The organism is Stenotrophomonas sp. WZN-1, assembly GCF_002192255.1.
Classification (GTDB): domain Bacteria; phylum Pseudomonadota; class Gammaproteobacteria; order Xanthomonadales; family Xanthomonadaceae; genus Stenotrophomonas.
In genome coordinates this window covers 3,352,711-3,365,635 of record NZ_CP021768.1, presented here as the reverse complement: position 1 = coordinate 3,365,635, position 12,925 = coordinate 3,352,711, and the positions used below count along the sequence as shown (strand labels likewise).

The window sequence follows — 12,925 nt, the reverse complement described above, 5'->3', positions numbered from 1 at the left end:
GAGGGAGCCCCGAGCCTAACCGGAACGCGGTGACGGTGTCGTTCGATGTAGAGCCGGGCATGGGCCCGGCGCTACAACTCAGCACTCGATGACGTTCACCGCCAGGCCACCGCGGCTGGTTTCCTTGTACTTGTCCTGCATGTCGCGGCCGGTATCGCGCATGGTCTTGATGACCTTGTCCAGCGACACCTTGTGCTTGCCGTCGCCACGCATCGCCATGCGCGAGGCATTGATCGCCTTCACCGCGCCCATCGCGTTGCGCTCGATGCACGGAATCTGCACCAGGCCGCCGATCGGGTCGCAGGTCAGGCCGAGGTTGTGTTCCATGCCGATTTCCGCGGCGTTCTCGATCTGGCTCGGGTTGCCACCCAGCGCCGCGACCAGGCCACCGGCCGCCATCGAGCAGGCCACGCCCACTTCGCCCTGGCAGCCCACCTCGGCGCCGGAAATCGAAGCGTTTTCCTTGTACAGGATGCCGATCGCCGCCGAGGTCAGCAGGAAGTCGAACACGCGCTGCTCGTTGGCGCCGGGGCAGAAACGGTCGAAGTAATGCAGCACCGCCGGCAGCACGCCAGCGGCGCCGTTGGTCGGTGCGGTCACCACGCGGCCACCGGCGGCGTTCTCTTCGTTCACCGCCAGTGCGTACAGGTTGACCCAGTCCAGCGTGGTGAGCGGATCGCGCATCGCCGCTTCCGGCTTCGACGACAGCTCACGGTACAGCGCCGGTGCGCGACGGCCGACCTTCAGGCCACCCGGCAGCACGCCTTCCTCGCGGATGCCACGCGCGACGCACGACTGCATCGCGCTCCAGATCTCGCGCAGGTTGGCGCGGATCTCGTCTTCGCTGCGCCAGCACTTCTCGTTCTCGAACATCAGCTGGGCGATGCTCAGGCCGCTGCGTGCGGTCTGCGCCAGCAGCTCGTCGCCGCTCTTGAACGGATAGGGCAGCGGAGTCTCGTCGGGCACGATGCGGTCATCGGCGGCGTCGTCCTGGTTGACCACGAAGCCGCCACCGACCGAGTAGTAATCGCGGGTGGCGATCACTTCGTCCTCGGCGTTGTACGCGGTGAAGCGCATGCCGTTGGTGTGGTACGGCAGCTTCTGGCGCTTGTTCATGCCGAGGTCGCGCTTCTCGTCGAAGGCGATCTCATGCTGGCCCATCAACTGGATGCGCTTGCTGCTGCGGATGCGCTCCAGAGTGGCCGGGATGATGTCCGGGTCGATCAGGTTCGGCCGCTGGCCCTCCAGGCCCAGCAGGATCGCCTTGTCGGTGCCATGGCCGCGGCCGGTCAGCGCCAGCGAGCCATAGACATCGGCGCGGATGCGTGCGACCTCGTGCAGGCGGCCCGGATCGAGCAGCCAGCGATGGATGAATCGCTCGGCGGCCTTCATCGGCCCGACGGTGTGCGAGGAACTCGGGCCAATGCCGATCTTGAAAACGTCGAACGTGCTGACAGCCATGGATGCCAAACTGCGGGTACCGGACAAGCGGCTATTCTAGCGGCTTGCCGGGCCATCCGATGGCTGCGGCGCAGCATTTCCGCCACGGGAGCCTGACTGGTGTTGACCCTGATCCAGCGTGACGATTGCCACCTGTGCGACCTGGCCCTGGCCGAACTGGCCAAAGCGCGGACGCCGGAGTTCGAATCGGTGTTCCTGGATGACCAGCCGGCGCTGGAAGCGCGCTATGGCGCGCGGGTGCCGGTGCTGCGTGACGAGCGCGGCGAGCGCGAGCTGGACTGGCCGTTCGATGCGGCCACGGTGCAGGCGTGGTTGGCCGAAGGCGGTCAGGTAGTGCCGGCCGCTGGCCGGCAACCACCCGATATCCGTTAATGCCGGCCAGCGGCCGGCACAACCGGAAGCGTCTTACTTCGCGTCGAACTTCACGATCGTGCTGATCGCGGTGTCGTCCGGAATGGTCTTGGTATCAGCCCAGTCACCACCGCCGACGCCGAAGTCCAGGCGCTTGACCGTGGCCTTGCCGGTCAGCACCGGCTGGGTGCCCGGCTTCCAGGTGAAGGTCAGGGTGACCGGCTTGCTGACGCCGCGCAGCTCCAGGGTGCCATCGGCGGCGAACTGATCGTTGCCCACGGCGCGGAAGCCCTTGGCGGTGTAACGCGCAGTGGCGAACTTGCCGACATTGAAAAAGTCGGCGCCCTGCAGGGTCGAGTCACGGTCGCTGTTGCCGCTCTTGGCGCCTGCCAGCGGAATCACCACATCCAGCGAACCGGCGGCCGGGTTGGCCGGATCGAAGCTGAGCTTGGTGGCGAAGCCCGGGAAGCTGCCGGTGAACACTTCGCCGTCGTACTTGGTGGCGAACACCAGGATCGAGCCGGCACCCGGGGCCTGCGCATAGTCCGCAGCGAGCGCCGGGGCGGTTGCCAGCATGCCGGCCAGGGCGGCGGCCACGGCGGCCGGAGTGGTCAGTTTCAGGTTCATCGGTCAGTCCTTCTGAGGGGAGGCGAGCCAGCCGCGCGGCAACATGCGGGACAGCGTTGCATCGCGCTGGAACAGGTGGTGGTAGAAAGCAGCGCCGGCATGGGCCAGCACCACCGCGATCAACAGCCAGAAGCCGTATTCGTGGAGGGCATGGGACACCGCGACGACCTGCGGGTCGGGGCCGCTCAGCTTGGGCACGTCGACCAGGCCGAACCAACGGAACGGGCGCAGGCCACTGGCCGAATCGTACAGCCAGCCCGACAGCGGGATGGCGAACATCAGCACATACAACAGCACGTGGGTGGCACTGGCGATGCGTTCCTGCCAGCTGGGCACGCCCGGCACCGGCTTCGGTGCCCCGGCATACAGGCGCCAGCCGAGACGGAACAGCACCAGCGCCAGCACGGTGATGCCGATCGACTTGTGCGCGGTGTAGACCCAGAAGTACTTGGGCGTCTTGGGCAGTTCGCCCATGGTCAGGCCGACCACGCCCAGGGCGAGGATCAGCAGTGCGATCAACCAGTGCAGTATCTGGCTGACACTCCCCCAGGCGGCGGGGGTGTTCTTGGCGGTCATGAAGGGTCCTTGGGGGCCGTCGTGTGGTCGGAGTGTGGAACGGGAGCCGGAGTTCCCGGCGCGTCGCTGCGGTCGAGGGTGGCCTCAGCCTCGATCCGCACCTGTACCGCATTACCGATGACGCCCGGCCAGGCGGTGATGCCGAACGCGCGCCGGCTCAGCGTCGTGCTGGCGGAAAACCCGGCGGTGCGTCGGAATGGAGGGAGCGGGTAGCGCTTGAGCGCGTTGAGGGTCACGTCCAGGGTGACTTCCTGGCTGACCCCGCGCAGGGTCAGCGTGCCGATCACATGCGCACGCTTGGCGTCGATCGGCTCGACCCGGCTGGAGACGAAGCGTGCGCTGGGGAATCGCTCGCCGTCGAGCAGGCTGCGGGCCAGCGTGGCCTGGTTCCACTTGGCGTCGCCAAGGTCCAGACGCGACACCGGGATGTCCACTTGCAGGGTGGCGTCGCGCCAGTTGTCGGGATCGAACTGCACGCGGCCTTCGCTGCCGGACACCGTGCCCATGGCCTGCGAGTAGCCCGCGTGGTCGATGGAGAACAGCACCCGCGTGTGCACCGGATCGAGGCGATAGGTGTCGGTGGCCGCCCAGGCGGGGGCGGTGGCGAGCAGCATCGGCAGCAGGGCCAGGCAGGGACGCATCGATGGCGGGCTCCGGAAGGGGACGCTGTGATCATACGCACAGCCCCCTGCCAACGTTGCGTGCATGGCTGCAACAGTTCGTGGTGGTGCCACCGCTGGAAACGGGCTGTTGCAGCCATGAACCCGGCCCTGTGTGACAATCGGTCCAGGACAGGGGGTTCAGGATGACGAGCGGCTGGCGCCGGTGGTGCCGTGGCATCGCAGGTATGGGACTGCTGCTGATGGCGATGGCCACGGCGGCTGCGACCCTGGACATGGCAGAAACACCGCGCCTGCGCCGCTTCGGTGCCGCCGAAGGCTTGCCGTCGCGCATGGTGGTGGCGCTGGCCGAGGACCGCCAGGGCCACATCTGGGCCGCCACCGATGGTGGGCTCGCCCGTTATGACGGCAACAGCCTGCGGGTCTGGGAGCACGACCCGGAGCAGCCGGGCTCGCTGCCTGGCAACGAGATCGAGACCCTGCTGATCGATCCGCTGGACCGGATCTGGGTGGGCATCAACGGCAAGGGCGTGGCCCGCCTGGATGCCGACCGCGAGCGCTTCCGGACCTTCGACATGGTCAACTCCACCTGCCAGGGGCAGTTCTGGGCACTGGCCTATGTCGACGACGCCTTGTGGATCGGGACCAACAACCATGGCGTCTGCCGGCTTGGCGAAGACGGCAGCGTGCGCCTCTACACCCATGATCCAGCGCAGCCGGGGGGGCTGCCCAGCAACAGCATCTTCACCAGCCTGGTCGATACGCGGGGCCGCCTGTGGGTGGGCACCGAAGCCGGCGTGGCGCGTTGGAACGGCAGCAGGTTCGAGCCGGTGGGCGCGCGGGAACTGGGCACGCTGAGCGTGCTCCGGTTGAGCCGTGATGCGGAGGGTTCGATCTGGGTGGGCAGCCAGAACGATGGCCTGTACCGCATCGATGGGCAGGACCGGGTGAGTCGTCCGCGATGGGCCGACAGCGCCCAGCTGCGCTCGGCCCTGGTCCTGGCCGATCGCCAGGGGGGGTACTGGGCCGGCACCTCCGATGGTCTGTTGCGGGGGGATGCGGCGGCGCTGCGCCGGCTGGAGGGCGACCGCGGCAGCGGCTTCCTGACCGCGCACAGCGGTGTGCTCGATCTGCTGCAGGACCACGAGGGCGGATTGTGGGTGGCGCTGCTGACCCAGGGCCTGGCCTATCTGCCACCGGACTGGCGGCGCTTCTCGATCTGGAACCAGCTCGACGGCAAGCCGCTGGACAGCCAGTACCTGTTGAGCGCGGCCAGCGACGGCAAGAACTACTACGTCGGCTCGGCGCGAGGGGTCTACCAGCTGGATGCGCAGGGCACCCTGCGCCTGCTGGCCAGCGACCGGCAGCTGGGCAACGGCGTGGTGTGGTCGGTGCTGCCGCGCCCGGATGGTCGCCTGTGGCTGGGACGCGGCGGTCGCATCACCGTCTACGATCCGGCCACCGGCGCGCTGCGCGATCTGCGGATCGATGGCAGTGCGGATCTTCGCCAGCGCATCGACCTGATGCGACAGGCGCCTGACGGCACGGTGTGGGTGTCGGTGATGGGACTGGACCTGCAGCAGCGCAATGCAGAGGGTCGGTTGCTGCACAGCTATCCGCTGGAGCATTTCCGCGGGACCGCCGATGCACCGATCGAGCAGATCCGCTTCGACGCCCATGGCCGGCCCTGGGTGATGGGCGACATGGGCATCTGGCGCGAGCAGGCTGGACGCTTCGAGGCAGTGCCGGGTATTTCGCGCGGGCCCATCTACGACCTGGTGTGGATCGATCCGCAGCAGTTGTGGCTGGCGCGCCAAGGCGCGTTCGAGCGCTACCAGTGGGATGGCATGAGCCTGCGCCTGATCCAGCGCATCGACGGCAGTGCAGGCGTGCCGCCGGTCACCATGGGTGGGCTGGCGCTGGCCGAGAATGGCCAGTTGTGGGCCACGACGCCGCGCGGCCTGCTGCGGTGGGACCCGAAAACGCGGCGGCTGCAGCAGTTCAACGAGCGCGATGGCCTGTCCGATGCGGAGTTCACCGGCCGGCCACCGGCAGTGAATGCCGATGGCCGCGTGCTGGCCGTCACCCAGACCGGGTTGGTAGCCTTCGATGTGAATGCCGACGACACCGTGCTGCCGTCTTCATCGCTGGTGATCGCCGAAGTGCGGGTACGCCGAGACGATGCGCGCGGCTGGCAACCGTTGCCGCTCACCGGCACCCTGTTGCTGGGACCGGATGACCGCGATCTGCAGATCGATGCGCGGCTGCTGTCCTATGCCAGCCCGCAGGGCAACCGTTACCGCTTCCGCGTGCAGGGCTACGATCAGGACTGGGTGGAGCAGGGCGGCGATGGCCAGCGCACCCTGTCGCGGCTACCGACCGGCAGCTATGTCATCGAGGTGCAGGCGGCGACCGCCCGGGGCGCGTGGACACCTTCGCAGCAGTTGCAGGTGAAGGTGCTGCCGCCGTGGTGGCGAAGTGGCATGGCGATCTTCGGCTACATCCTGCTGGGGTCGCTGCTGCTGGTGGTCCTGGTCTGGTCGATCCGCGCGCGGCTGCGCCGTCGCCAGCAATGGCAGCTGACGGTGCACAAGCAGCAGCTGGCCGAGCAGGCCTCGCAGGCCAAGAGCCGTTTCCTGGCCACGCTGGGCCACGAAGTACGCACGCCGATGACTGGCGTGCTGGGCATGAGCGAGCTGCTGCTGGCGACCCCACTGGATCCCGTGCAGCGCGGCTATGCGGGGTCGATCCAGCAGGCCGGCAGCCATCTGCTGCGGCTGGTCAACGATGCGCTGGACCTGGCCCGCATCGAAGCCGGGCGGCTTGAACTGGACCTGCGTCCGTTCGACCTGGGGGAGCTGCTCGACCAGGTGCAGGGCCTGATGCAGCCGATGGCGCAGCAGCGCCAGCTGGAGTTCCAGCGCGGCGAAGACCCGCCCGGGCCGGTCAGTGTCAGCGGCGACGAGATGCGCGTGCGCCAGATCCTGCTGAACCTGCTCGGCAACGCCATCAAGTTTACCGAGCGTGGTCACGTCGGCCTGGCCGTGCGCCTGGAAGAAAAGGGCGGGCTGTGTTTCGAAGTGCATGACAGTGGCCCGGGCATCAATGCCGAGCAGCAGCAGCGCCTGTTCCATCGTTTTGAACAGGCCGACGGCCCGCGCACCGCGTCGCGCTACGGTGGCAGCGGGCTGGGGCTGGCGATCTGCCAGGAGCTGGCGATGGCGATGGGCGGATGCATCGAAGTGGACAGCCAGCCAGGCAAAGGCGCGCGGTTCCGCGTGCGGCTGCCATTGCCGTGGACGCGCCAGGCCGCCAGCACCGCGGGCGAGGTGGCGGCCCTGCCGGAACTGCCGCCGCTGCGCATCCTGCTGGTCGAGGACGATGCCACGGTGGCCGAGGTCATCGCCGGCCTGCTGCGGGTGCGCGGGCATGAGGTGGTCCACGTGCTGCATGGCCTGGGCGCGCTGTCGGAGATCGCCACCGATGGTTTCGACGTCGGCCTGCTCGATCTCGATCTGCCCGCGCTGGACGGTACGGCCATCGCCCGCCAGCTGCGCACCATGGGCTATGAACTGCCGCTGGTGGCAGTGACCGCCCGTTCCGATGCCTACGCCGAAACCCAGGTGCTGGCCGCAGGCTTCGATGGCTTCCTGCGCAAGCCGGTGACCGGCGACCTGCTGGTGGCGGCCATCGCCCAGGCGCGTGCGAAACGACAGGCGACTGCGTGACTGCGCCGGCGCCGGGCGTGAACGGCGCGACTTTCGGTTTACCATGCCGACGCCCGCAGCGCGGGAATGATCAGGACCAGCGTGAGGAGGCAATCGGTGGTGTATCTGCGGGCGGCGATGCTGCTGCTGGTCCTTCTGTGCTGCGCGTTGCCCGCTGCGGCACAGCCGGTGCCTCCGAGCCCGCGGCAGGTGACGGTGTTCGATGGCCTGCCGTCCAATACCGTCAACCGCATGGCCGAGGACCGGTACGGCTACCTGTGGATCGCCACCAACGATGGCCTGGCCCGTTATGACGGTCGTACCTACCGGGTGTGGCGCTCGGAGGACGGGCTGCGGGACAACCGCATCTGGACGGTGCTGGTCGATGCCCGCAACCAGCTGTGGATAGGGACCGAGAATGCCGGCCTGGTGCGCATGTCCGCCGACCGCCGGCAGCTGCACTTCTACGACCGCAGCAGCCAGCCGTTGATGGGCACCAACACGGTCTGGAGCCTGGCCAGCACGCCCGATGGCTCGATCTGGTTTGGCACCCACGAAGGCGGCCTGTACCGCCTGGACAGCCAGGACCGCCTGCAGCGCTTCCTGCCTGAGCCGAACAATCCGCGCAGCCTGCCCTCGTCGTCGGTGCCCTACCTGGCCACGCTGGCCGATGGCAGCCTGTGGATCGGGACCAAGCATGGCGTGGCGCGCTGGACCGGGACCGACTTCGAGCGTGTCGGTACGGACGTCATTCCCAGCCTGCTGATCAACGGGCTGACCGCCGAACCGGATGGCAGCCTGTGGATCAGCACGCTGGCCGGGGCCACCGTGCGCCGCCCGGATGGGCGCTTCGAAGCCCCCCCGTGGAAGCTGCCGGCGGGCGAGCAGGTGCTGGGCATGATGCTGCGCGACGAGCAGGGCGGGCACTGGCTGGACACGCGCACCGGTCTGGGGCGGGCGGTTGATGGCCAGTACCAGACCGTGCCGCTGTACAGCGCGATCGCGCGCGGTCCGGTGCGGCCGAACTGGACCGGTGCCTACGAGGACCGCGAAGGTGGCATCTGGTTGGCCAGCACCAATGCCGGGCTGTGGCACCTGCTGCCACGCTGGTGGCAGTTCTCGGTGCTGTCGCGCCTGGAGGACGACCCCAGCTCGCTGCGCAATGCGCTCGTGCTGGGCACCAGCCCATCCAGCAATGGCGGCGTCTGGACGGTGGGCAGCCATGGTGCGCTGGATCGCTTCGATCCGAAAACCGGCAGGATCGAGCAGCACCGTACCTGGGTCAACGGCATGCACTGGCTGTCGTCGGTGCGCGAGGACCGGCGTGGCCAGGTCTGGATCGGCTCGACCGATGCGCTGGTGCGCTACGACCCGCAACGGCGCGAGCTGCGCCGCTGGGGGCGTGACGCTGGCGCCGATGCGGCGATGGAAGGTGTCATCGAAGCGATGATGACCTGCGACGGCGACAGCCTCTGGCTGATGCTGCCTGCGGGCCTGCAGCAGCGCGACCTCGACGGGCGCGTGCGGCGCGAGCTGGACAATGGCCAGCGTGGCCTGCAGCAGGGCCAGCTCAACCTCGATGTGGAATGCGGTCCGCAGGACCATATCTGGCTGGCCAGCAGCCGTGGCCTGCTGCAGTGGCTGCCGGAAAGCGAGCGCTTCCAGCCGGTGCCGGGTGCGCCGGCAACGGCCATCCATGCGCTGCACGTAGGCCGCGACGGCCAGGTCTGGTTGTCCGAGGACGGGCGCCTGTCGCGATACCGCTGGAGCCAGGGGCGCCTGGAACGGCAGGCGGTGGTCGGTGCCGAACAGGGCTATCCGGCGATCTCCGCCTCCGGCTTGGTGGTGGATGCGCAGGGTGTGGCCTGGGCGACCAGCGCACGCGGCCTGGTCCGTGTCAGTGCCGATGGGCAGAGCGTGCGCCTGTACGGCGTGCACGACGGCCTGCCAAGCCAGGAATTCCGCGAACACACTTTGATTGCAGCGGCCGATGGCCACCTGGTGGCTGGAACGGCGGCAGGCGCGGTGGTGTTCGATCCGGAGCAGGTGCGGCCTTCGGTACGTCGCGCGCCACTGGTGATCGAGCGGGTGGAAGTGCGCCGCAACGAGCAGGTGCTGGACATGACCCACGATGCGCCGTTGCAGATCGCCGATGGCGACCGCGACCTGCGCATCGTCGCGCGACTGTTGTCCTTCGCCGACTCGGCGTCCAATACCTATCGCTACCGCCTGGCCGGCTACGACCCGGATTGGGTCGAAGTCGGGCCGGCTGGCGAGCGCCTGTTCTCGCGCCTGGCGCCGGGCAGCTACCGGCTGGAGGTGCAGGCACGCTCGGCCGACCATGTGTGGTCGCGGGTGCAGAGCCTGGAATTCCGCGTGCAGCCGCCGTGGTGGCGCAGCCTGTCGGGCCTGCTGGTGCTGGCGTCGGTCGGGCTGCTGCTGACCAGCTGGTTCGCCTGGTTGTACCGACGCCGCCTGCAGCGGCGCCACGCCTACCAGCTGGCGCTGCACAAGCAGGAACTGGCCGAGCAGGCCTCGGCGGCCAAGACCCGCTTCCTGGCCAACCTTGGCCATGAGATCCGTACGCCGATGACCGGCGTGCTGGGCATGAGCGAACTGCTGCTGGCCTCGCCACTGGACCCGCAGCAGCGCGGCTACACGCAGTCGATCCGGCATGCTGGCGAGCACCTGCTGCACCTGGTGAACGATGCGCTGGACCTGGCGCGGATCGAGTCCGGGCGCCTGGAACTGCAGTCGCAGTCGTTTGCGTTGAATGGCCTGTTGCAGGATCTGGCGGCGCTGATGGGCCCACTGGCCGCACAGAAGGGCCTGCGCTTCACCCTCGACAACCAGCTGCCGCCGGGCCTGCAGGCCACTGGTGATGCCATGCGCGTGCGGCAGATCCTGCTCAACCTGCTGTCGAACGCAGTGAAATTCACCAGCCGCGGCACCATCACCCTGCACGCACGTTGCGATGGCGAGCTGCGCGCGCTGCATTTCGAAGTGCGCGATACCGGCCCCGGCATCAGCCAGGAACAGCAGCAGCGCCTGTTCCGCCGCTTCGAGCAGGCCGACGGTGCACGTACCGCAGCGCAGTACGGTGGCAGCGGCCTCGGCCTGGCGATCTGCCGCGAGCTGGCACATGCGATGCAGGGGCGGATCCAGGTGGAGAGCCAGCTGGGCCGAGGCACCTGTTTCGGCGTGACCCTGCCGTTGCCACTGGTGGTGGACAGTGATGCCGAGGCGTCCGGGGAGGGGCATCGCGACGAGGCGGCGAACATGCCACCGCTGCGGGTGCTGCTGGTCGAGGACGATGCCACCGTGGCCGATGTGGTGCGGGGGCTGCTGAGTGCACGCGGCCACGAGGTGGTGCATGCCGGCCATGCGCTGGCGGCGCTGCGCGAGATCAGTGCCGGCGATTTCGACGTCGGCCTGCTGGATCTGGACCTGCCGGGCCTGAGCGGCTTCGAACTGGCCCAGCACCTGCGCAACCAGGGCTACATGCTGCCGTTGCTGGCGGTGACCGCGCGCACCGATCCGGACCTTCAGCAGCAGGTGGAAGCGGCCGGCATCGGCGGCTTCCTGCGCAAGCCGGTGACCGGCGAACTGCTGGTGGAAGCGATCGCCAGGGTGATGGGAAGGTAGGGATTATTGCAGGGCTTGCAGCCCTGCACCTGCCGGATCAACGTCAAAAGCGTGCAATCCGTGGGATGGCGGGGTGGGCCCGGTGGCGGGAGACGCCGTAAACCCCTCCCTGGGGGCTTGGCCGCGGCATCCATGCCGCGGACACTCCCGCAACCGGACCCACCCCGCCTTCGACAGTTTTCCGCGATCTGTTGGAACGACTCTCGGGGTCAGATCCGTTTTCCTTCGGAAAACGGATCTGACCCCAGATGTATTTCGATATCTGACAGATGTGTCGACCAAGGTCGACACCCACCAACAGCAGCGACCATCTGTCAGAGGTGGGGCGGTGTGGGCTTGCAGGACCGTTGGCGCCATGGATGGCGCCATCGAGCCCCCATGGACGGGTTTACGGCGTGTCCTGCAAGCCCACACCGCCTCGCCAACCCACGGAATGCTCGCTGTTGCTGTTGCTGTTGCTTCGGCTTCGGCCTCTGCGGGTGCAGGGCCGCAGGTCCTGCCGAACCACCCTCACTCCGCAACGTGTTCGACCTGCCGCGGTTCGGGCTTGGTGTCGGGCAGCTGCCAGAAGATCATCGTCGAAGTCAGCGTGATCGCGCCCACGCACAGGAACGTGGCATGCAACGCCGCAGTAGCATCGGTGCTGTCCAGGTGGGTGCCGAACGCGGCCAGCAGGCTGCCGGCGGCGGCTGCGCCGAAACCGGCGGCCAGCATCATCACCATCGACAGCAGGCTGTTGCCGGAACTGGCGAATTCGCGGTCAAGATCGCGCAGGGTCACGGTGTTCATCACGGTGAACTGCAGGGAATTGACCGCACCGAAGAACGCCAGCTGCAGCAGGCGCCAGGCCAGGTGCTGGCCGGGTGTCATCAGGATGAAGCTGGCCATCGCCAGGCCCACCAGCATGGTGTTGACCATCAGCACGCGGCGGTAGCCATAGCGCTCAACCAGCTTGACCGCCAGCTTCTTCGAGACCATGCCGGCCGCCGCCACCGGCACCATCATCAGGCCGGCATGCATCGGGCCCAGGCCGAGGCCGACCTGCAGCAGCAGCGGAATCAGCATCGGCATGGCGCTGCTGCCGATGCGCGAGAACAGGTTGCCGAGAATGCCGATGCGGTAGCTGGGCACGCGGAACAGGGCCAGCGAGAACAACGGCGCAGTCGAGTTTGCCGCGTGCAGCCAGTAGCCGACCAGTGCGGCCAGGCCGGCCACGGTCATCAGCATCACCAGTGCGTGTGGCGTGCCGAGCCCGGAGATGCCGTCCAGTGCCAGTGACAGCACCACCATCGCGAAGGCCAGCATGATGTAGCCGCGCAGGTCGAAGCGGGTGCGATGGCTGGCGTAGTGATCGGGCATGATCTTCATCGCGGCGATGAAACCGATCACGCCGATCGGCAGGTTGATCAGGAACACCCAGTGCCATGAGGCGATCTCGACCAGCCAGCCGCCGAGTGTCGGGCCGATCAGCGGACCGACCAGCGCGGGGATGGCGATGAAGCTCATCGCGCGCAGAAAATCCTCGCGCGGCACCGAACGCATCACCGCCAGCCGGCCGACCGGCAGCAGCATCGCACCGCCGATGCCCTGCAGCACGCGCGCGCCGACCAGCTGGTGCAGGTGCTGGGCCAGCGCGCAGGCCAGCGAGCCGAGGGTGAACAGGATGATCGCCACCAGGAAGGTGCGCCGGGTGCCGTAGCGGTCGGCGATCCAGCCCGAGGCGGGAATGAAGGTCGCGACCGCCAGCGCATAGCTGAACACCACCGATTGCATCTGCAGCGGGCTCTCGCCCAGGCTGGCCGCCATCGCCGGCAACGCCGTGTTGACGATGGTCGAGTCCAGCATCTGCATGAAGATCGCCAAGGACACCAGCCACAGCAGGGGGCGGTGGCGGTTGTAGGTCGATGACGATGTAGGCATGGCGTGCGGCCGGTGCAG

General features: G+C 68.1%; 8 protein-coding genes. 3 read left to right on the top strand and 5 right to left on the bottom strand.

The features are described from left to right. Positions 1-78: 78 nt before the first annotated feature. The gene (locus CCR98_RS15845) at positions 79-1,461 is read right to left on the bottom strand and encodes an L-serine ammonia-lyase (RefSeq protein ID WP_024956918.1); all 1,383 of its coding nucleotides are present in this window, start codon (positions 1,459-1,461) and stop codon (positions 79-81) included. 96 nt (positions 1,462-1,557) lie between these two features. Between CCR98_RS15845 and CCR98_RS15840 the strand changes: the two genes are divergently transcribed. Next, positions 1,558-1,833, top strand: a complete 276-nt coding sequence (locus tag CCR98_RS15840) for a glutaredoxin family protein (RefSeq protein WP_198361095.1) — start codon at positions 1,558-1,560, stop codon at positions 1,831-1,833. Between the two features lie 33 nt (positions 1,834-1,866). Here CCR98_RS15840 and CCR98_RS15835 read toward each other — a convergent pair whose 3' ends face one another. Genes CCR98_RS15835 through CCR98_RS15825 form a run of 3 tightly spaced genes read right to left on the bottom strand, consistent with a single transcriptional unit; the run spans position 1,867 to position 3,656 of the window. Continuing rightward, positions 1,867-2,439: a YceI family protein gene (locus CCR98_RS15835; protein ID WP_014038147.1), complete on the bottom strand. Its 573-nt coding sequence runs from the start codon at positions 2,437-2,439 to the stop codon at positions 1,867-1,869. A gap of 3 nt (positions 2,440-2,442) precedes the next feature. Next, positions 2,443-3,015, bottom strand: a complete 573-nt coding sequence (locus tag CCR98_RS15830) for a cytochrome b (protein WP_005418388.1) — start codon at positions 3,013-3,015, stop codon at positions 2,443-2,445. Further along, complete coding sequence (locus tag CCR98_RS15825) at positions 3,012-3,656, bottom strand: YceI family protein (protein ID WP_087923353.1); 645 nt, start codon at positions 3,654-3,656, stop codon at positions 3,012-3,014. Before CCR98_RS15825 ends, CCR98_RS15830 begins: the two co-directional genes overlap by 4 nt. A 164-nt stretch (positions 3,657-3,820) precedes the next feature. Here CCR98_RS15825 and CCR98_RS15820 point away from each other — a divergent pair, with 164 nt between their 5' ends. Both CCR98_RS15820 and CCR98_RS15815 read left to right on the top strand, forming a co-directional pair. Continuing rightward, positions 3,821-7,363 (top strand): ATP-binding protein, encoded by a 3,543-nt coding sequence (locus CCR98_RS15820; protein WP_087923351.1) that lies wholly within the window; start codon positions 3,821-3,823, stop codon positions 7,361-7,363. A gap of 96 nt (positions 7,364-7,459) precedes the next feature. Beyond that, positions 7,460-10,987 carry a hybrid sensor histidine kinase/response regulator gene (locus CCR98_RS15815; RefSeq protein WP_087923349.1) on the top strand — a complete coding sequence of 1,176 codons (3,528 nt, stop codon included), beginning with the start codon at positions 7,460-7,462 and terminating at the stop codon, positions 10,985-10,987. 510 nt (positions 10,988-11,497) lie between these two features. Here CCR98_RS15815 and mdtD read toward each other — a convergent pair. Next, positions 11,498-12,907: a multidrug transporter subunit MdtD gene (mdtD, locus tag CCR98_RS15810; RefSeq protein ID WP_087923348.1), complete on the bottom strand. Its 1,410-nt coding sequence runs from the start codon at positions 12,905-12,907 to the stop codon at positions 11,498-11,500. Positions 12,908-12,925 lie beyond the last annotated feature (18 nt).